General features: G+C 66.0%; 15 protein-coding genes. 3 read left to right on the forward strand and 12 right to left on the reverse strand.

The features are described from left to right. Positions 1–39 precede the first annotated feature (39 nt). On the forward strand, positions 40–849 hold the full coding sequence (locus tag K2Y42_RS14860; protein ID WP_291153944.1) for an alpha/beta fold hydrolase: 810 nt from the start codon (positions 40–42) through the stop codon (positions 847–849). On the opposite strand, the gene K2Y42_RS14865 is transcribed toward K2Y42_RS14860, so the two are convergent. From K2Y42_RS14865 to K2Y42_RS14895, 7 genes are all read right to left on the reverse strand, one after another. Further along, on the reverse strand, positions 846–2,219 hold the full coding sequence (locus K2Y42_RS14865) for a polysaccharide biosynthesis C-terminal domain-containing protein (RefSeq protein ID WP_291153946.1): 1,374 nt from the start codon (positions 2,217–2,219) through the stop codon (positions 846–848). The two genes, K2Y42_RS14860 and K2Y42_RS14865, sit on opposite strands and share 4 nt — an antisense overlap. Further along, entirely contained in the window at positions 2,209–3,489 is a 1,281-nt protein-coding gene (locus tag K2Y42_RS14870) for an O-antigen ligase family protein (RefSeq protein WP_291153948.1), read from the reverse strand. The genes K2Y42_RS14865 and K2Y42_RS14870 overlap by 11 nt, the downstream gene beginning before the upstream one ends. A gap of 2 nt (positions 3,490–3,491) precedes the next feature. Further along, complete coding sequence (locus K2Y42_RS14875; protein WP_291153950.1) at positions 3,492–5,015, reverse strand: undecaprenyl-phosphate glucose phosphotransferase; 1,524 nt, start codon at positions 5,013–5,015, stop codon at positions 3,492–3,494. Between the two features lie 218 nt (positions 5,016–5,233). Then, positions 5,234–6,796: a hypothetical protein gene (locus K2Y42_RS14880; RefSeq protein ID WP_291153952.1), complete on the reverse strand. Its 1,563-nt coding sequence runs from the start codon at positions 6,794–6,796 to the stop codon at positions 5,234–5,236. Positions 6,797–6,931: 135 nt separating this feature from the next. Further along, entirely contained in the window at positions 6,932–7,804 is an 873-nt protein-coding gene (locus tag K2Y42_RS14885; protein ID WP_291153953.1) for an SDR family oxidoreductase, read from the reverse strand. Positions 7,805–7,856: 52 nt separating this feature from the next. Beyond that, complete coding sequence (gene queG / locus K2Y42_RS14890) at positions 7,857–9,011, reverse strand: tRNA epoxyqueuosine(34) reductase QueG (protein WP_291153954.1); 1,155 nt, start codon at positions 9,009–9,011, stop codon at positions 7,857–7,859. Positions 9,012–9,024: 13 nt separating this feature from the next. Continuing rightward, on the reverse strand, positions 9,025–9,720 hold the full coding sequence (locus K2Y42_RS14895) for a glutathione S-transferase family protein (RefSeq protein ID WP_291153956.1): 696 nt from the start codon (positions 9,718–9,720) through the stop codon (positions 9,025–9,027). A 233-nt stretch (positions 9,721–9,953) separates the two neighbouring features. On the opposite strand from K2Y42_RS14895, the gene K2Y42_RS14900 reads away from it, so the two are divergent. Further along, positions 9,954–10,751 (forward strand): undecaprenyl-diphosphate phosphatase, encoded by a 798-nt coding sequence (locus K2Y42_RS14900; RefSeq protein WP_291153957.1) that lies wholly within the window; start codon positions 9,954–9,956, stop codon positions 10,749–10,751. Positions 10,752–10,779: 28 nt separating this feature from the next. Here K2Y42_RS14900 and K2Y42_RS14905 read toward each other — a convergent pair whose 3' ends face one another. From K2Y42_RS14905 to K2Y42_RS14925, 5 genes are all read right to left on the reverse strand, one after another. Further along, positions 10,780–11,244, reverse strand: a complete 465-nt coding sequence (locus K2Y42_RS14905) for a PTS sugar transporter subunit IIA (protein ID WP_291153959.1) — start codon at positions 11,242–11,244, stop codon at positions 10,780–10,782. Between the two features lie 495 nt (positions 11,245–11,739). After that, positions 11,740–13,248: an RNA polymerase factor sigma-54 gene (gene rpoN, locus K2Y42_RS14910; protein ID WP_291153961.1), complete on the reverse strand. Its 1,509-nt coding sequence runs from the start codon at positions 13,246–13,248 to the stop codon at positions 11,740–11,742. Between the two features lie 338 nt (positions 13,249–13,586). Further along, positions 13,587–14,432: an LPS export ABC transporter ATP-binding protein gene (lptB, locus tag K2Y42_RS14915; RefSeq protein WP_291153963.1), complete on the reverse strand. Its 846-nt coding sequence runs from the start codon at positions 14,430–14,432 to the stop codon at positions 13,587–13,589. Positions 14,433–14,554: 122 nt separating this feature from the next. Continuing rightward, positions 14,555–16,585, reverse strand: coding sequence for an LPS export ABC transporter periplasmic protein LptC (lptC, locus tag K2Y42_RS14920; RefSeq protein WP_291153964.1), 2,031 nt, complete (start codon positions 16,583–16,585; stop codon positions 14,555–14,557). Between the two features lie 325 nt (positions 16,586–16,910). Then, a complete protein-coding gene (locus K2Y42_RS14925; protein ID WP_291153965.1) occupies positions 16,911–17,531 on the reverse strand; it encodes a ribonuclease H-like domain-containing protein in 621 nt (206 codons plus the stop codon). A 239-nt stretch (positions 17,532–17,770) separates the two neighbouring features. On the opposite strand from K2Y42_RS14925, the gene K2Y42_RS14930 reads away from it, so the two are divergent. Further along, positions 17,771–19,177 (forward strand): DUF2793 domain-containing protein, encoded by a 1,407-nt coding sequence (locus K2Y42_RS14930; protein WP_291153966.1) that lies wholly within the window; start codon positions 17,771–17,773, stop codon positions 19,175–19,177. The last annotated feature ends 18 nt before the right edge of the window (positions 19,178–19,195 follow it).

Consider the following 19,195-nt stretch of genomic DNA (forward strand, 5'->3'; position numbering starts at 1 on the left):
GGTCTCAAGGCATATGTTCGACAGCAAAGGTGTCATAGGATGACCGGACGCGAACCGCAATTCATCACGGTGGGCAACGGTGGCAGTGCTCGCCGGATCGCCACCCTGGCCGCGCCCGCGGGCGAGCCGGGAGCGCCGGGCCTGATGTGGCTGATCGGGCTCAAGTCGGACATGGTGTCGACGAAGGCCGAGGCGCTGGCGGACTGGACGGCTAAGCGCGGGCTCGGCTACACGCGCTTCGACTACTCCGGGCATGGCCGGTCGGGCGGGGATTTCGAGGCGGCCACGATCTCCGACTGGCTCGAAGAGAGCGAGGCGGTGTTCCGGCAGTCGACGCGCGGCCCGCAGGTGCTGGTCGGGTCGAGCACGGGCGCACACCTGGCGCTGCTGCTGCTGCGCCGCCTGATGGCGGCCCATCCCGAGGAGGCGCAGCGTGTGCTGGGCCTCGTGCTGGTGGCGCCGGCGTGGGACCTCACGGATCTGATGTGGGACCAACTGCCGGAGGACGCGCGCCGAGCCATTCTGACAGACGGCAAGTGGATGCGCCCCTCTCCGTATGATCCCATCGGCTATCCCATCACCAGGCGCTTCATCGAGGACGGGAAGGCGCACGTGTTCAAGGGCGCGCATTTCGATCCCGGCCGGCCGGTGCTGGTGCTGCAAGGCGCGGAAGATCGCGACGTGCCGATCGCGCATGCGCGCGCTTTGGCGGACGTTCTGGCGGGCGATCATGTTCGCATGACCGAAGTCGCGGACGGTGAGCATCGCCTGTCGCGGCCGCAGGATCTCGACAAGCTCTATGCGCTCATCGAGGACGTGCTCGCTGCGTCTAGGCTCGGCCCGGTTTAGGGTTGGTTGGGCGTCTTGAGGTTGGCCAGGATGAAGAGGTTCAACCCTTCGAGCCTGCGCACGGCATACCAGTTCATGACGGCCATGGCGGCGTAGGACGTCGACGTCGCGATGGCCGCGCCTGTCACGCCCCACAGCGGAATGAGGATCACGTTGAGCGTGACCGCGAGAAGCGCGGACGCGCCGAGCGAGAGCGCGGTCGCGCGCTGGTGGCCCATCATGTTGAGGATGGTGTCTGACGGTCCCATGGCGGCTTTCGTCATGATGCCGGCGGCGAGGATGAACATCAGCGGATAGGCATCCGTGAAGGTTGCGCCGAACTGGGCGAGGACGAAGTAGCCGATGACGAGGATGCCTGCCGTCATGATGGCGGCCGGGATGAAAGTCCAGCGCACGGCCATGCCGACGTACGACTGGACCTCGGCCGTTTTGCCCAGGGTGTGTGCCGCGGCGATGCGGCCGGCATAGGCGGTGGCCACGGCGTACAGCACGAAGAGCGCGAGGCCGGTCGTCTTGGCGGCGGCGAAGTAGTGCCCGATTTCTTCCGACGGACGGAAGAAGTTCAAGACCAGCACGTCCGCATTGAGGATGATGATCTCGCAAATGCCGCCCGCGAGCAGCGGCAGCGAGATCGTGAACCACTTGGCGTAGTTCGAGGCGGCGCTGGCCTGCGGGATCTCACGTTCGACGCGTTTCTCGATCAGGACGGTCTGCAGGAGAGCGGCCAGCACGGTCGCCACGAGCGCGATGGTCATTGCCGTGACCGCGTCGGCCGATAGGCCGACAATGATCACCACGCCGACGAACAGCAGCATCGCGAGCGGGCGAATGATGTAGGCGGGCACGATGGCGTCGAGCGTCCAGCCCTGGCCGCGCCCGAACCCGTCCTGCACGTCCGTCACCGCGTAGGCGGGAAGGGAGATGAGGCCGATCAAAAGCGGCACGGCGAGCGCGGCGCTCTGTTCGAAATGGAAGAACGTGATGACGGCGACGCCGACCGCGGCCATCAGCACCGACGTGATCAGCGCGACCTGGCGTCCGGCCTTCAGCAAGCCGCGAAACGCGGCGTAATCCCGATTGGCGGCGTACTGCGGCGCGAGGCGCATCATGGCGACGTTGAAGCCGAGATGGGCGAGGCCGCCGAGCACCACGACGCACGTCCAGGCTGTGACGTAGAGGCCGTATTCGGATGCGCCCATCCATCGCGCGAACGCGATCTGGGTGAGGAAGAGCAACGCGGCACTTGCGGCGCGCACGCAAAAGACGCCGATCGCGTTCCAGCTATCGGCATGGCTCGTGCGGCTCGCGCGAAGGGCATCGAGCGCGGACCGCAGCACGGAGCGAGGTTCGGAGCGGGTCTCAATCATCATGGCGAAACTCCGAGACGGGCGGCGTCAGGGTCGCGTCAACGAGACCCCAGGTCAGGCCCATCAGAATGAAGAAATGCCGCCAGTGGTCGGTGTCGATAATCGCGCCCTCGAGGACGACGCCCATGAAGGCGGCCGTCGTGACGATGATCGGCCCCTGGAGGGCGGTGCGTTTGCGAATGGCGAAGACGCCGGCGGCGAGCGTGCCGAACACGGAGATCGAGTAGAGCAGGCCGCCGAGCCATCCCGCATTCATGAACTGGCTGAGATAGACGTTGTGCGCCTCTTCCGGGTGATACGTGTCGCGGAAGGTGTACGTGCCGATGCCCAGGGGATGATCGAGGATCAGGCCGACGGCCTTTCTCTGGCCGCCGAACCGTCCGTCCGGGCCTTGGTCGTAGGATTGATCGAGGCTCGCGCGCTCCTCGAAAAGTCCGCCGACGGCTTCGAGGCGCAGGGCAGCGCCGATCGCCAGCACGAGCGTGATGGCGCCGATGACGGCAACGACCGTCAAGCGCTGGATGTCGGCGACGCGCCGCGTGGTGACCAGGCCGAGCCAGGCGACCATGACGAGGGAAAAGGCCGTGCTGGCCCAGGCGCCGCGCGAGAACGACAGCAGCAGCGCGAGGCACAGCGGAACGCAGACGACGGCCGCGACCATCGCGTGCCGGATGGGATGACGCAGCGTGACCCAGGCTGTGTAGACGATAGCCGGCGCAAGCGCTGCGCCGAGCACGTTCGGATCCTTGAAGGTGCCGCGGGCGCGGCCGAAATTCGTGAACAGGTCGTAAGCCGACGGGATCAACTGGAAGTAGCCGGCAAATGCGGCCGCGGTCGCAATGAGGCAACCGACGACGTAGCAGTTCATGACGAGGCGGAAGCGCGGCTCCGGATCGGCCGACACGTAGCCGGCCAGAACGAGCGCGCCGAGCGCCAGAAACAGCGTGACGACCTGATGCGTGATAGCAGTGTCGATGTTGGTCGAGACGGAGCAGGCCGCGAGACCGAGCGCCACGAACGCCAGCCATGCCGCGAAGTTCAACAGCGTCAGGGTGCCGAAGCGCGTGACGCCGAGCAGCGGCAGCCCAACGATTACCGCGGCCATCAGAATGTCGGCGACGGCGGGCTCTGAAAACACGATCGAGCTGGTGGCCATGGCGCCCGCAACGGCGATGGCTGCGAGCGTGCTCGCGGACACGATCCACCCGTTGCCGCGCTCCTGTCTTGAGAGCGCGCCAGCGGCGTGTCGCGATGTCAGCGAGAGAGCGGTCACGATCAGTACGCGTTCTTGCCGGTGAGAAGTGCGAAGGGTGTCGCGGCGATGATGTAGAGATCGAACAGCAGCGACCAGTTGTCGATGTAGTAGAGGTCCGCATCGACGCGGCGCTGGATCTTCTCGTGCGTGTCGGTCTCGCCGCGCCAGCCGTTGATCTGCGCCCAGCCGGTGACGCCGGGCTTCATGCGGTGGCGGGCGAAGTATTCGCCGACGACGGTCTGATAGAGATCGGAGCTGGCCTTGGCCTCGGTCGCGTGCGGACGCGGACCGACGAGCGACATCTCACCCTTGATGACGTTGATGAGCTGGGGCAGCTCGTCGAGGCTTGTTTTGCGGATGAAGCGGCCGATGGGCGTGACGCGCGGATCGCCTTTGGTGACGAGCTTGGAGGCGGTGGCATCCGACATGTCGGTGTACATGGAGCGGAACTTCAAGACCTCGATCAGCTCGTTGTTGAAGCCGAAGCGGCGCTGCTTGAAGATGATCGGTCCCTTGCTGTCGAGGCGGATGGCGAGGGCAACGAGCGCCATGACGGGGGATGCCAGCAGCAACAGCAGGGCGCCGATGACGCGATCCTCGATGTTCTTGATGACGCGATCCCAATCGGTTAGCGGGCGGTCCATCAGCGCGAGCATCGGCACGCGGCCGATATAGGAATAGGCGCCCGAGCTCAGGCGCAGCTTGGAGCTGAGCGCGGAAATGCGGATGTCGACCGGCAGCGTCAACAGCACCTTGAGGATCTGCATCAGGCGCGTCTCGGCCGCCATCGGCACGGTGACGACCATCAGGTCGACGCTCGAGGCGCGGCAGAATGCGGGAAGCTGGTCGAAGTTGCCGAGCTTCGGATAGCCCTGGATGCTGTCGGCGGAGCGTTCGTCCAAGCGGTCGTCGAAGACGCCGAGGATCGCAAGCTCCTTGAGGTTGTCGGCTTCGAGGGTGGCGATCAGCAGCTCGGCATCGGGGCCGCCGCCGACGATCACTGTACGACGAACGAGACGTCCGGCGTCGGTCAGCTCGTCGAGCACGCGCGCAAGGGCGAAACGTGCGGCGGTCATCGCCGCGATGGAGGCCGAAATCCAGATCATGCCGACGGCCGGCGAGAAGGGTTCGATGCCGATCAGGTAGCCCGCGCCGGCTGCGATGCAGAACACCGGGAGGAGGCTGCGCGCGATCTTGCCGAGCTGTTCGCTGGGGCGGCGCAGGGCGCGGATCGAGTAGGACCAGTTGCGGCGCAGCTCGAGCGTTGCAGCGAGCGCGATGAGCACGGCCCAGATCGCCAATCCAAATCCAATCGATGCAGAACCATCAGCCGCGAGCGACGCAAGGAACCCGGTGACGACGACGATGGCGATGTCGGTCATGCTGGTTGCGAACAGCACCTTCGGGCGGGAGATGATGCGGCGGCTGTCGCTGAAGGCGCGGTCGATGGTCTGGCCGAGGCCGGCCAGCAGGCGGGCCGGGGCGGAGACGCGCCGGGCATACGGGGCGGACCCGCTCTCGGGGTCATGAGAAAGAATGGCCATGGCTCGAACGCTCGCAACTCTGGATGCTGAGGGCATCCTTGAGCAAAGTTCGTCTCGAACCCGTAAAATTCGCGGGATCGGCGGCGCATAAGACCGTGCGGCCGGGGCAAGTCGGCGGAGATGGTTAGCAATGCGTTACCGCCGCGCGGGCGCGTGCGGGGCGTTTTGGGCGCGTACGAAGCCCGCCGAAATCTCGTGCGTGTGCGGTGCGCAGCCGGTCAGGGGATCGCGGTCAGGGCCGCGGTCGGCCGGCCGAGGCCGCTCGCCAATGCGGCTTCGAGTGCGGCTGTGCCTGCCTCGTCGGCCAACTGCTCCGGCACGACCCAGGCGCGCCAGGTACGGGACGCGTAGGTTTTTCCGCACGTCAGCGCGCCGGCTGCGATGCGGCAGGTTGGATCAGCTTCGAGCTTCAAGGGCTCGCGGCGATCGTGGCGCATGATGCGCAGGTCGATCGGCTGCACGGCGGCGGCCATGGCTTTGACGTCCAGGTCGCGGAAGGCGCAGGCGAGATGCTGATTGCACGCGGCGGCGCGCTTGCCGAGCGTGTTGCCCGGGCCGAGCGCACGGCCGCGCGGCACGGCGTTGGCGTCGCGATCCGAACCGGTGCTGATCCAGCAGGTGGGACCAGAGCAGATCACGGGGTCGGCGGTTTTGCGGCCGTAGCGGCGAATGCCGTTGGTGCCCGGCTCCATGACGAGGAGGACGGTGACGCGCGACACGGGGCGCGTGTCGCTTGCGACGGAGGGTGCCGCGGGCGCGATGACGTGAGGCGCGGGCGGGGTGACACCGAGGCCCATGCGGTCGCGTTCGTTGAGCGGGGGCTGCGCGGCGTTGTTAGGACGCTGCTCCGCAGCGATGCGCTCGCGCTCTTGGCGCTGATGCTCCTTGGCCTCGAGGCGCTCGGTCAGGCGGCGATGCTCGGCTTCCCGTTCGGCGGCCATTGCGGCCTGCTTCTCGTCGGCGGCGCGTTTTTCGTCGGCAGCACGTTTGGCCTCCGCGACGCGGTTCGCCTCCGCAATGCGGTGCTCCTCGGCCTTCTTTTCCTCCGCCAGCTTTTCGGCGGCGAGACGCTGTTGCTCCGCAATGCGTTTCTGCTCCGCAATGCGCTGCTCTTCTTCGGCGATGCGCTTCTCGTCGGCCGCGCGCTTTTCGTCCGCAAGACGCTGCTGCAGCTCCTGCTCGGCAACACGGCGGCGTTCGTCCTCGGCCTTCTTCTGCTCGGCCAGACGCTGCTCCTGTTCGGCGCGCAGCTTCTGTTCTTCCGCGAGGCGCTTTTCCTCTGCGATGCGCTTGTCTTCGGCAGCCTTCTCTTGCTCTGCGGCAACGCGTTGTTCGGCCTCGACGGCCATGCGTTCGGCCTCGGCGGCGCGGTCGGCAATGAACTTGTCGCGCGCGATGCGTTGTTCCTCGGCGAGGCGTCGCGCCTTTTCGGCGTGCTCACGCTCGGCCTGCTCGGCGGCCAGGCGGCGGTCTTGCTCTTCCTTGGCGTCACGCGCTTCGGCTTCGGCGCGCGCTTTGTCGGCCGCGGCCTTGCGCTCGTTGGCTTCGTCGCGCGCGCGCTTCAGCATTTCGGCTTCTTCGACCTTGCGACGTTCCGAGTCTTCCTTCTTTCGGCGCTCCGCAATCTCCTTTTTGCGCTGCTGGTCCTCGCGCTCTGCGCCGCCCGCGAACTTTTCAGCCAGCGCGTGGCCCGCGTCCTGGCCGATGGCCGTGCCTGCTGCAACCACCAGACATGCGCCCGCGATCGCCGCGAGCAACGGGGCGCTTCTGAGCGACGTCATGGAGGGTCTCCGCATGGTGCGAATGAATGTCGAATGCCGAATGATGTCCGCTTGGCAGGTCGAGCTGCCAGGACGGGGGGATCATCTGCGCGGATTTCGGCAACATAGTGGATGAAGCGCGGCAGCTTCGCGCCTTCAGGCGACGCGAGCAGCAAGAATGGCCGCCAAGCCTTCGCGATAGGACGGGTAGGCGAGGCGGACGCCGAGGTCGTCCAGAATGCGGCGGTTCCGCACGCGCCTGTTCTCGGAATAGAAGCTGCGCCCCATGGGCGAGAGGGCGGCCGTTTCGAACGGCGTCTCGGCGGGCGGCGGTTGCCCGATCAGGCTCGCGGCAAACGCGACGACGTCCTGCGGCGGGGCGGGCTCGCTGTCGGTGACATTGTAGACCGCGTGCGCGCCGCCGCCTGCCGCCGCCGTTTCCAGGACGGCGGCGATGTCGTCGACATGGATGCGGTTGAAGACCTGGCCGGGCTTGACGATGCGGCGCGCCGTGCCTTCGTAGAGGTCGTCGATGGCACTGCGGCCGGGTCCGTAGATGCCGGCGAGGCGGAAGATTTTCACGGGCCGGTTGTGGGCGGAGCCGAAGTCGAGCCAGGATTTTTCCGCCGTCACGCGGCGAACCGTGCGCTCCGAACCCGGCTTTGGCGTCGTGTCCTCGTCCACCCATGCGCCGCCGAAATCGCCGTAGACGCCGACCGTCGACAGGTAGCCGATCCAGCGGATGTCGTGGGCCTTGGCGATCTCGCGGCTATGGTGGTGCAGCACAGGATCGCCATCCGCATCGGGGCCCGCCGAGATCAGGACGTGCGTGACGCCTGCAAGAGCTGCGGCGAGCGCGGGGGCGGCGTCGATCCCGTCGAACAGCACGCCGTGGTAGCCGAGGGACTGGATGCGCGCGACGCCCTCGGGCGTGCGCGCCGTTCCGGCGATGCGCCAGCCGAGCGGTGCCAAGCGGCGCGCGAGCGCTTCGGCGCTGTAGCCAAGTCCGAAGCAGAAGAGGCTGTTCATCCTCGTGTCCTTTTAATTCCGAAGTTCGCAGGTGCCGCCAGCGACGGGGATATCACACGAGCTCGCTTTCCCATTCGCGGCGCACGTCGGCGTCGGGTTCGGCGGGGCCGCGCGCCGCCTCGGCCGCGCGCCGCTCGCCGTCCGTCGCCAGCCGGCGGAACGCCCACACGGCCATGGCGCGTACGATGGGCGACGGATCGTCCAAAAGCGGCGTCACGGACGGCAACAGCGCCGCGTCCTTGGCGTTGCCCGCAGCGATCAGGCAGTTGCGAACAACGCGGTCGCGCCCGGTGCGTTTCACGGGCGTGCCGCGAAAGCGGGTGCGGAAGGCGGCATCGTCGAGCGCCAGCAGGTCGGCCAGGGGCGGGTTGTCGAGCTCGGCGCGGATTTCGAGGCGCGTTTCGTGGCTCGCCTGGGCGAACTTGTTCCAGGGGCAAACGGCGAGGCAATCGTCGCAGCCGAAGATGCGGTTGCCGATCGGCGCGCGGAACTCGTCCGGGATATGGCCTTTGTGCTCGATCGTGAGGTAGGCGATGCAGCGGCGCGCGTCGAGCTGGTAGGGCGCGGGAAACGCCTTGGTCGGGCAGGCGTCGAGGCAGCGCGAGCAGTTGCCGCAGTGGTCGCGCTCGGGGGCGTCGGGGTCGAGGTCGGCGGCGGACAGGATCGCGCCGAGGAACAGCCACGAGCCGTGCTGGCGCGAGACGAGGTTGGTGTGCTTGCCCTGCCAGCCGATGCCGGCGGCGGCGGCCAGCGGCTTTTCCATCAGGGGCGCGGTGTCGACGAAGACCTTGACCGGCAGACCCGTGTCGCGCTCGAGGCGGCCGGCGATCTCCTTGAGCTTGCCCTTCATGACGTCATGATAGTCGCTGCGCTTGGCGTAGGTCGAAACGACGCCGTTGGCCGTGTCGGCGAGCGCGTCCATCGGATCGTTCTCAGGGGCGTAGCTCATGCCGAGCATGACGATGGAGCGCACGTCGGGCCACAGGTGGCGCGGATCGCGGCGGCGGTCGGCGTGGGTTTCCAGCCAGTCCATCGTGCCGTGGCGCCCGTCGGCGAGAAAGGCCAGCAGGCGGTCGCCGGCACCGCCAATGGCATCCGGCTGCGTCACGCGCACGGTGTCGAACCCCAGCTCGCGCGCATGCGCCTGCAACGCCGATTTCGCGGCCGCGGAGGGCGGAGCCTCCAAGCTCTTGGCGTCGTGTGACATCGGCAGGCCAGTTTCAAAAATCGAGGTCGGCATAGACGGCGGCCGGGGCGATGCCCGCCATGCGATCGGCGAGCAGCGGGCGGAACGACGGGCGCGACTTCATGCGGGCGTACCAGGATTTCGCGGAGGCGTAGTCGTCCCAGGCGATCTCGCCCAGGTAGTCTATGGCGGAGATGTGCCCCGCGGCGGCGGAGTCGGCGAAGCTCATCTCATTGCCGGCGAGCCAGCGCCGCTCATGGGCGAGATGGTTCACGTAGCTCATGTGATAGCGGATGTTGGCCCGGATCGCGCGCAGGGCATCGGGATCGGGCGAATGGGACCGGTCCGGCACGAGATGGCCGTAGATGCGCTCGAACAGCAGCTCGCGCGTGACCTCGCGGTCGAGCTTGCCGTGGAACCAGTCGACGAGGCGGCGCTGCTCGGCGCGTTCCTCGATGGTGCCCGGAAAGAGCGGCGCGGTGCGCCCACCCTTCTCGTGGTTCTGGAGAAGCTCGGCGAAGTATTCGGAGATGGCATAGACGCCGCGCAGCGCCAGGCCGCTTTCGAGCGTGAGAACGGGCAGCTCGCCTGCCGGATTGAGGGCGAGGAACGATGGGCGCCATTCCCACGGGCGCTCCTCGGCCAGCGTCGCCTCGACGCCGATCTCGGCCAGCGCCAGGCGGACTGAGCGCGACTTGGGACAGAGCTTGAATTGGGTCAGCGTCGGCATCGCATGCACGGGGCTTGGATCAGCTCGGATGGGTGTGGCGGAAATGCTTCTGGCAGGTGCGGCGCGTCATAGGGGCACTGCCTGCGGAACGTATCCTCGTTTTTGCAATCATGCTACCGAGTGCCGCGCTGAGGGACTGCCTTTCGTCGCGGCCATTCCGCCGCCTCTCTTTTGCGCCAGTTCGTCTTTGTGCCATTCCGCCGCGTCTCACCGCTTTCCGGAGAAATCCCCCAATGCCGATCTGGCAAGCCGTTCTGCTCGGGTTCATCGAGGGGCTGACGGAATTCCTACCCGTGTCTTCGACCGGACATATCCTGCTCGCCGGACATTTCATGGGGTTCGACTCGCCCGGCAAGACGTTCGAGGTTTTGATCCAGCTCGGCGCCATTCTGGCGATCGTCTACGTCTATTTCTGGCGGCTGATCGAAATGGTGCGGTCATTGCCGCACGATCCCCAGATGCGCCGGTTCGCGGTCGCGCTGCTGATCGCGTTTCTGCCGGCCGCCCTCCTTGGCGCGCTGCTGCACAAGTACATCAAAGAGGTGTTGTTCGAGACCCCGGCGCTCATCTGCGCGATGCTCATTCTCGGCGGCATCGTGCTGTTGGTGGTCGATCGGATCAAGCTTCCGGTGCGGTTTACGGACGTCACCGACATTGCCCCGCCGCGCGCGTTCGGCATCGGCCTTTTTCAATGCCTGGCCTTGGTGCCCGGCGTGTCGCGCTCCGGCTCGACCATCGTGGGCGGCCTGCTGCTCGGCGCCGACAAGCGTACGGCGGCCGAATTCTCGTTCTTCCTGGCGATGCCGACCATGGCGGGCGCGTTCGCGCTCGATCTCTTCAAGAACTGGGGGCGGCTGCACGCGGCCGATGCGTTGCCGATCGGGGTCGGCTTCCTGGTCGCATTCGTGACGGCCGTGATCGTGGTGCGGATGGCACTCGAATTCATCGGCCGGCACGGGTTTGCGCCGTTCGGCTGGTGGCGGATCGTGATTGGAACGTTGGGGCTCGCGGCGCTCGCCGTGTACGGGTGATCGCCGCGTAAAGCCGTAGTTCTTTGCCTTAGGCCGCGTGCGAGGTGGCGGGCAGCGTCAGCGCTCGCTTCAGGGACGCGAGGTCGGGAGCAGACCGCAGGCGCTCCAGGGCGCTCGGCTCGCGCACGAGGCGCGAAATGCGGGCGAGTGCCTTCAGGTGATCGCCGCCGGCGTGATCGGGCGCGAGCAGCAGGAAGATCAGGTCGACCGGTTCGCCATCGGGGCTCTCGAAATCGATCGGCTTGGTCAGCCGCGCGAACAGGCAGACGATGCCGGAGATGCCCGAGATCTTGACGTGGGGCACCGCGATGCCGCGGCCGAGCCCGGTCGAGCCGAGGCGCTCACGCTGCAGAAGCGTATCGTAGATGGTGCGGGCGTCGAGCCGCGTCGCCTCGGCTGCGTGTGCCGCCAGGTCCTGAAGCGCCTGCTTCTTGCTGGTGGCTTCGAATGCGGGAAAAATCCCACGAGGTGCCAGGAGATCGCCTAAATCCATGTGTCCGGTCCCATCGGGTCTACGATCGGCAGCGAGGCCGATCTTTCAGCATTTTCAAAGGGCCCACCAACGTGGCCATCGAACGGCTGTTGAACTCCCAGGGGGCTTGCCTTTGCCTTGTCGGCGGGGGCTCACCCCATTTCACTCACGTTCATTTTCAGACGAGAAGCGCTTCCTAGACGTCAATTTGGGCGATTCGGCAGCCATGACGAAATTGCTCGTTTCAGGCTACTTGATACGCCCACGGCGTTTTTTCCAGCAGCAACCCAGACGTATGGTTAGCGGGTCCCAAGCGATGCCCCGCCGCTAGGCAAACTGCCCTGCAACGAGGCACAAGATAGCACAAGCAACTCAGCGCTTTCTTTAATTATTACAATTCTTTGGTTCAACCGCTCCGGCGTCGAACCAGCTCAAGAAACGCTAGAGCGGCGGGTGGGTGAAGTCAATCCCGGTGCGGCACGCGGTCCCCTAGGAAAGGCGTGCGGGCGGAGGATCTCAGCGGGCTGTCCGCTCGAGCAGGCGCTTTTCGCGGCGGCGCTGGACGGACGAGGGAATGCGCATGGCCTCGCGGTATTTGGCGACCGTGCGCCGGGCGATGTCGATGCCTTCCTTGTTCAGCTTTTCAACGAGCTTGTCGTCCGACAGGACGGAGCGGGCGCTCTCGGCTTCGATGAGCTGTTTGATGCGATGACGGACGGCTTCCGACGAGTGGGCTTCGCCGTCGCCCGCCGACTGGATGGCGGACGTGAAGAAGTACTTCAGCTCGAAGATGCCGCGCGGGCTCGACATGTACTTGTTCGAGGTGACGCGCGAGACGGTCGATTCATGCATCGAGATCGCATCGGCCACGGTGCGCAGGTTCAGCGGCCGCAGATGCTGGACGCCATACGTGAAAAAGGCGTCCTGCTGGCGGACGATTTCTTCGGCCACCTTGAGAATGGTGCGGGCGCGCTGATCGAGGCTTTTGACGAGCCAGTTGGCCGTCTGCAGGCATTCGAGCAGGTAGCCCTTGTCCTTCTCCGTGCGCGTCGTGGTGTTGACCTCGGCGTAGTAGCTGCGGTTGACGAGCACGCGGGGCAGGGTGTCGCTGTTCAGCTCGATGAGCCAGGTGCCGTCGGCGGCCTGCCGTACGAGCACATCGGGAACCACGGGCTGGAGCTGGACCGATCCGAACTTCAGGCCCGGCTTGGGATTGAGCCGCTTGATCTCATCGATCATTTCGGTGATCTCGGCCATGTCCGCGTCGACGGCCTTGCGCAGGGCGGCCATGTTGTGGGCCGCCAGCAGGTGCAGGTTGTCGAGCAGGGCCGCGATTTGCGGGTCGTAGCGGTTCTGCTCCTTGAGCTGAAGCGCGAGGCATTCGCCGAGCGAGCGCGCGAACACGCCGGCCGGATCGAACGTCTGCAGCGTGGCCAGAACCTTCTCGACCATGTCGAGGGGAGCGCCGAGTTTGGCGGCGAGCTGGTCTAGGTCGGCGTGCAGGTAGCCGGCCTCGTCGACCATGTCGATCAGGTGCTGGCCGATGAGGCGTTCGGCCTGGCCATGGATCGAGAGTGGAAGCTGCTCGCTCAAGTGATCGCGCAGCGACGGCTCGCTCGAGACGAAGGCTTCGGGGTTGATCTCCTCGCCGTTGTGCGAGCTCATGCTCTGGCGCACGTTGGCCCAGCCCGAGTCCGCATCCATGCTGCCGGGCGTTGGCGCGCTGTCGCTGTAGGATCCGTCGTCGCCGTCCACGCCGCCGTCTGCCTCAGCGACGGGCTTGCGGAGATCCAGCCATTCCTCTTCGCCGGACGGTTCATCGCGCTCGACGGGGGCCTCGTGCTCTTTCGGCGAGACGTCGGGCGTTTCGTCCATTTCGAGGAGCGGATTGCGCTCAAGCTCGGTCTCGACGAACTGGCAAAGCTCGATGTTGGAAAGCTGAAGCAAGCGGATGGCCTGCTGCAACTGGGGTGTCATCACCAGTTGCTGGCCTTGCCGCAGCTCAAGCTTTGCCGTCAGCACCATGACTAACTTTCAGTTCCCGATCCTGGAATTTCGGACGTTTGCGGTTTCCGGCTGGGCCACCTGACCGGCACACCCGGGCTAAATGCCCCAAGTCGCCGGTTTAGCCCAGACATATTCTGGCATCAATTTTGCCCGCGTGGGAGCGAACATGCCTCAAGGATATGAAAACCGCGTTGACTGGCATCCCATCCGTTTCCCCGCCGCCTCCGCGCGTGCGTGCGGGGAAAGTCCGGCCGCGAGGTGCTCATGCATCTTTCGAGGGTTTTTCAGGCAGGCGCCGATTTCGGCCAGGGGCCGCGTCCAGGCTGCAAAAGAGAGGAGCCAATCGGCGGCTTTTCTCAGCGCGTGTTGACGAACATGTCGCCCAGGTAGACGCGGCGCACATCCTCATTGGCAATGATTTCGGCCGGCTTGCCCTGGGTGAGCACCTGTCCGTCATAGATGATGTAGGCGCGGTCGATCAGGCTCAGCGTCTCGCGCACGTTGTGATCCGTGATCAGGACGCCGATGCCACGGTCCGTCAAATGGCGGACGAGCTGTTGAATGTCGCCCACGGCGATCGGGTCAATGCCCGCGAACGGCTCGTCGAGCAGGATGAACGAGGGCCGGGAGGCGAGCGCGCGGGCAATTTCGCAGCGCCGCCGCTCGCCGCCGGACAAAGCCATGGACGGCGATTTCCGCAGCCGCGCGATGTGGAATTCCTCGAGTAGGCTGTCGAGCTGCTCTTTGCGGGCCTTGCGGTTCGGCTCCACCAGCTCCAGCACGGCCATGATGTTCTGTTCGACCGTCAGGCCGCGAAAAATCGAGGCTTCCTGAGGCAAATAGCCGATGCCGAGGCGGGCGCGGCGGTACATGGGCAGGGCGGTGACGTCCTTGCCGTCGATCGAGATCTGGCCTGCGTCGGCGGGCACGAGGCCGGTGATCATGTAGAAGACGGTCGTCTTGCCGGCGCCGTTCGGGCCCAGGAGGCCTACGGATTCGCCGCGGCCCACCGCGAGGCTGACGCCGCGCACGACCATGCGCTTCTTGTAGCTCTTCTGTACGTTCTCAGCGACGAGCCAGCCCTGGTGAGAGGCGAGGCGGTGGTCTTCATCCGTTGCGGCATAGCCGTGCGGCGCGCCGCCGTACCCTTCAGGATCGGCGGACTGCGTGTTGCGGGCTGACCGGAGGGGCCACAGTTTCATTCGGACGGACTGCCGTGCTTGCGATGGGGGACGGGGGCGGCGGTGTTTGTGCGTGCCTTACGAGAAGGCGTTTGGCGGCGCGAGTCAAATCCAAGGGGCGTCGGCGGCATGGATGGCCGGGCTCAATTCGGCGATTGGGTGGCGGACCAGCCGTCTACGGCCGGGGTGCCCGAGGGAGACTGGGGAGCAGGCCTGTCCTTGGCTTTGTCCTTTTCCTCTTGTTCCTTCATGTCCTGCGGGAAGAAGACGGCGCTGGCGCGGCCTTTGGCTTCGGCGGCGGGCTCGGCCGGCTGCTTCGTGACCCAACCGCCGCCCGACGGCGCGGCGACGGTGTTCTGCGGGGCGGTGTCGATCTTGCTCTCTCCGGTCGTCATGTCGATCAGGAGGCGGGTGCCGCGCACCATGTTCTTGCCGCGCGACAGCACCACGTTGCCGCCCATCGTGACCTTGTTCGACTTGGCGTCGAAGTCGGCCCAGTCGCCGGTTGCGGCCTGGCCATCCTTGGAGGTGACGCGAACCTCCTTGCGCGCTTCGAGGCGGACGAGCTCCGAGCCCGGCTTCTTCTTGCCATCCGCCGGTTCGGTGTCGAGGCTTGCGGCGTCGACCAGTCCGGCTTCGCCTTTGTAGTGGGCCGTCAGCTCCGCGCAGCGGATCTTGAAACCGTCCTGCGTGGCATCGACGTCGCCGCGGAACACGGCGCGCTTGTTCTGGTCGTCGACATCGAGCGCATCGGCATTGAGTTCGATGGGCGCGTTCGGATTGGTCTTGAACGACGGCATGGCTGAGCCATCGGAGGCTGGCTCCTGCGCCGTTTCCGCCGCGGGCTCTTTCGTCTCGGAATCGCGCACGAGTCGCGCCTTGATGCGGCCGGGGCCGAACGAGCCTTCGGGCGGCGTCGTCAACAGCGCCGTTCCGCGCTTGCGATCGATGGCGAGGCGGCCGCCTTCCAATTCGTTGCCACCCTGGCGGACGGCGACATCGCCGATGAGCACGATGGCGCCAGTGGCCTCGTTGAGTTCCACCTGCTCGCTCGACGCGCGGCGATCGACGCCCGATGTCATGACGACCTCGCCGGAGAGGACGGCGGTTTGCGAGAGCGCATCGAAATCGGCCATGTCGCTCGTGACGACGTCGCCGTTGGCGCGCTTCATCACGACCGGCTTTTTGGCGACGATGCGGCGGATCTTGCCCGAGGGAGATGCGCCCGGCGCAGCGGCGGGAGTGGGCGCGGAGCCGGTCGGGCCCATGAGGCCTTCGCCTTCGTAGGTGACTTCCAGCTCGGGGGTCGTCATGTTCGCGTCGCCCTGGCGGGCGCGCACGTTGCCCACGAAGACAGCGGTCTTGCTGCCGTCGTTGAGATCGAGGCGGTAGGACTGGATGATGATCGGGCCGTTCGACGGCGTGAACATCGTGGACGTTGGATCGCTCTTCTCTTCGGGAGCGGGCGCGTCCTTTTTCGTCTCATCCGGCGGTGGCGTGAGCTCGGCGACGACCGAGCCCGCGAAGGTTGCTTCGCGCGCCTTCTGGCGCAGCGTCAGGCGCAGGGACTTCACGGAGCCGTTCGGAAATTCGACGACGACCGGCTGGGATGACGTGATGAGGTCTGTCTTGGTGCGCAGGGTGGCCTCGGTCAGGCGGGCCTTCAGGCCCGTCTGGGAGTCGATGTTGATCTCGTCATAGAGCTGGAGAACGCTGCTGTCGTTCGAGTACACGCCGCGCGCGGCGGTGATGTCGGTGCGGGTCTTGTCGGCCTGATAGAGTTCGCCGACGATGCCGTTCAGCGCGATGAGGTTCGGCTGGAGAATGTCCTGCTTGGCGGTCTTGGCCGTGAAGACATAGCTGCCGCCGTCGTCGCTGAACCCTTCATAGCGCGGGTTCTTCATCACGAGATCGGTCGGCAGGACTTTTCGGATCGACAGCTCCGATATGGCATCGGGGCTGACGACGCCGGACTTCTGCGCGATGGTGAGGCCGTAGACGCCGATCAATCCGACCGCGGCGGCGGGAAACGCAACGCGCAGGATGCGCACGATCCGGGTGCGCAGACGCGCCTTGCGGAATTCGCGTGCGCGATCGACGCCGGCAAGTTGCAGGCCGTCGCCCGTGCGGCGACCGATCGATGGGGCGATCTGGTGATCAGTAGCTACGACCATGCGTGGTCCGAGATCTCCGGCGTCATCGCCTTGGCCTGGTCAGGACAATGCTCCTGGCCGGGCTTCGTCTTTTCGTCCGGCTCTCACGAACCGGGTGCGTTGGTGTTTCCGGGCTGTCCGAGTTCGCGTGCTGCGGACGCCGCCTGCCCGTGTGATGTCCAAACCCCGCAACGCGCGCCGAGGTCCGCTTACGCACTCTCGCATGCGGGAAAGCCAACCGACAATCGCTTCCAATTGGGGTGAGATTGGGACCCGGATCCGAGCTTGTCTCCAGAAAATATTGGATTTTTTCCGCTGCGGTGGCCGCACACGAGGTTTGTTTGGCTCAATGGCTGAAAATGTCGTCTTCGCCGTATCCGGCCAGGTCCAGCCTGGCGCGGGTGGGCAGGAATTCGAAGGCGGCCTTGGCGTACGCACCGCGGCCTTCCCGCTCCAGCATCGCGTCGAGCTTGGCCTTCAGCGCGTGCAGGTGAAGCACGTCGGCTGCGGCGTAGGCGAGTTGCTGTTCGCTGAGGGTCGCGGCGGCCCAGTCCGAGCTCTGCTGCTGCTTCGATAGCTCGATGCCCAGGAGCTCGGCGGTGATGTCTTTGAGGCCGTGGCGGTCGGTGTACGTGCGCACCAGCTTCGAGACGATTTTGGTGCAGTAGACCGGGTTGACCTGCACGCCGAGGTACTTTTCCAGCACCGCGAGATCGAAGCGGGCGAAGTGGAAAATCTTGACGACGGACGGGTCGGCGAGCAGCGCCTTGAGGCGCGGGGCGTCGTAGGTCGACGGGTCGGGCTGGACGAGATGAGCGGTGCCGTCGCCGGCCGAAAGCTGGACGAGGCAAAGGCGATCGCGGTTCGGGTTCAGGCCGAGCGTCTCGGTGTCGATGGCGACGCTGCCCTTGAAGGTGACGCCGGCGGGAAGGTCGCCCTTATGAAGCGTGATCGACGGGGTAGACATGATTGAGACACCCTCGCGCACTGCGCACGATCTGCGCAAATGATACAACGTATTGAAAATGCTATTTTATTGTCACGTTCCGTTGGCGGGTTTAGCGGGTCCGCCGGGGGAATGCAAGGGCGTGGGGCTGTTCGTCCGCTGAAAACTGCCGGGGCAGCAGTTTATCTCGCCGCGCATTTATCCTCGTAAGGCGGCGTGCGGCGATAGTGGCGGGAGCTTCCGCAACGAGCCCGTGCCCCATGGATGAAACCACACATCTCAAGCTTCCCTACATTCTCGCGGCGCAGTCACAGAAGCACGTGACCCACAACGAGGCGCTGCGCGCGCTCGATGCGCTCGTGCAGCTCTCCGTGCTCGACAAGGATCTGGCCGCGCCGCCGGGATCTCCGGCGGCAGGGGCGCGCTACATCGTCGGCGCGGCGCCGACGGGCGCGTGGTCCGGACATGCCGCGCACATCGCGGCCTACCAGGACAGCGCGTGGGCCTTCTACGTTCCGCTCGAAGGCTGGCTGGCGTGGGTGGGCGACGAGAACGTGCTCTATGCGTTCGACGGCGCCGCCTGGGCCCCTGCGCATGGCGTCAATCCGGTGGCGATGGTCGGTGTGAACGCGACCGCGGACGCGACCAACCGGTTGTCCGTCGCGAGCGCGGCCTCTCTGTTCAATCACGACGGCGCGGGCCATCAGCTCAAACTCAACAAGGCCTCTGCCGGTCAGACCGGCAGCGTGCTCTTTCAGACGGGGTTCTCGGGCCGGGCAGAGTTCGGGCTGGCGGGCGACGACGACTTCCAGGTGAAGGTCAGCGCCGACGGCAGCACGTGGAAGCAGGCGATCGTGACGGACCGCACGACGGGCATCGTGACGTTTCCGTTCACGCCGCGGCGCGAGGTGCTCAGCGCGAACCGCAGCTACTATGTCCGTACCGACGGCAACGATGCGAACACGGGGCTCGCCAACACGAGCGGCGCGGCGTTTCTGACCCTTCAGAAAGCGCTCGACGTCGCGGCCGCGCTCGATTCCTCGATCTACAACATCACGATCAACGTCGCAGCGGGCACCTACGCGACAGCGCAGACGATGAAGCCTTGCGCGGGCGGCGGCTTGATCGCCGTTTCCGGCGCGGGCGCCACGACGATCATCGATCCGCCCGCAGGCGTGAACCACTGCTTTCAGGCCATCGCGGGCGGCCGGTTTTCGTTGGCGAACATGAAACTCCAGAAGACGTCGGCGACGACGGGCCACGGCATTCTGGCGCAGAACGGCTCGTACGTGCAGTTCAGTGCCATCGAGTTCGGAGCATTGCCGGGGAATGGCCGCCATCTCTATGCGAGCCAAAGCGCCACCATTGCCTGCAATGGCAACTACACAATCAGCGGCAACGCGCTCCAGCATTTTGCTGCGGCGACCGGCGGCTTTGTCTTCATGAACCTGACGGCGACGCTGAGCGGGACGCCGGTCTTCACGCGATTTGCGGATGCTGCGATGTGCGGCGTCATTCAGGTGAACGGCGCAACGTTCACGGGCTCGGCTACCGGCGTGCGGTACCTGGCGGATGCGGGTGGCGTCATCTACACGGCGGGCGGCGGGGCGTCGTTTGTCCCGGGCAGCAGCGCCGGCAGCGTCTCGAACGGCGGCCAGTACGTGTGAGACCCGCGCCTGCTCTCA

Source organism: Hyphomicrobium sp. (assembly GCF_019744875.1).
Classification (GTDB): domain Bacteria; phylum Pseudomonadota; class Alphaproteobacteria; order Rhizobiales; family Hyphomicrobiaceae; genus Hyphomicrobium_C.

Coding starts and splice junctions, on each gene's coding strand:
- K2Y42_RS14900 (WP_291153957.1), top strand. CDS start 9,954: ATGCCGATCTGGCAAGCCGTTCTGCTCGGGTTCATCGAGGGGCTGACG.
- K2Y42_RS14865 (WP_291153946.1), bottom strand. CDS start 2,219: ATGATGATTGAGACCCGCTCCGAACCTCGCTCCGTGCTGCGGTCCGCG.
- K2Y42_RS14860 (WP_291153944.1), top strand. CDS start 40: ATGACCGGACGCGAACCGCAATTCATCACGGTGGGCAACGGTGGCAGT.
- K2Y42_RS14875 (WP_291153950.1), bottom strand. CDS start 5,015: ATGGCCATTCTTTCTCATGACCCCGAGAGCGGGTCCGCCCCGTATGCC.
- rpoN (WP_291153961.1), bottom strand. CDS start 13,248: ATGGTGCTGACGGCAAAGCTTGAGCTGCGGCAAGGCCAGCAACTGGTG.
- lptB (WP_291153963.1), bottom strand. CDS start 14,432: ATGAAACTGTGGCCCCTCCGGTCAGCCCGCAACACGCAGTCCGCCGAT.
- K2Y42_RS14905 (WP_291153959.1), bottom strand. CDS start 11,244: ATGGATTTAGGCGATCTCCTGGCACCTCGTGGGATTTTTCCCGCATTC.
- lptC (WP_291153964.1), bottom strand. CDS start 16,585: ATGGTCGTAGCTACTGATCACCAGATCGCCCCATCGATCGGTCGCCGC.
- K2Y42_RS14925 (WP_291153965.1), bottom strand. CDS start 17,531: ATGTCTACCCCGTCGATCACGCTTCATAAGGGCGACCTTCCCGCCGGC.
- K2Y42_RS14880 (WP_291153952.1), bottom strand. CDS start 6,796: ATGACGTCGCTCAGAAGCGCCCCGTTGCTCGCGGCGATCGCGGGCGCA.
- K2Y42_RS14885 (WP_291153953.1), bottom strand. CDS start 7,804: ATGAACAGCCTCTTCTGCTTCGGACTTGGCTACAGCGCCGAAGCGCTC.
- queG (WP_291153954.1), bottom strand. CDS start 9,011: ATGTCACACGACGCCAAGAGCTTGGAGGCTCCGCCCTCCGCGGCCGCG.
- K2Y42_RS14930 (WP_291153966.1), top strand. CDS start 17,771: ATGGATGAAACCACACATCTCAAGCTTCCCTACATTCTCGCGGCGCAG.
- K2Y42_RS14895 (WP_291153956.1), bottom strand. CDS start 9,720: ATGCCGACGCTGACCCAATTCAAGCTCTGTCCCAAGTCGCGCTCAGTC.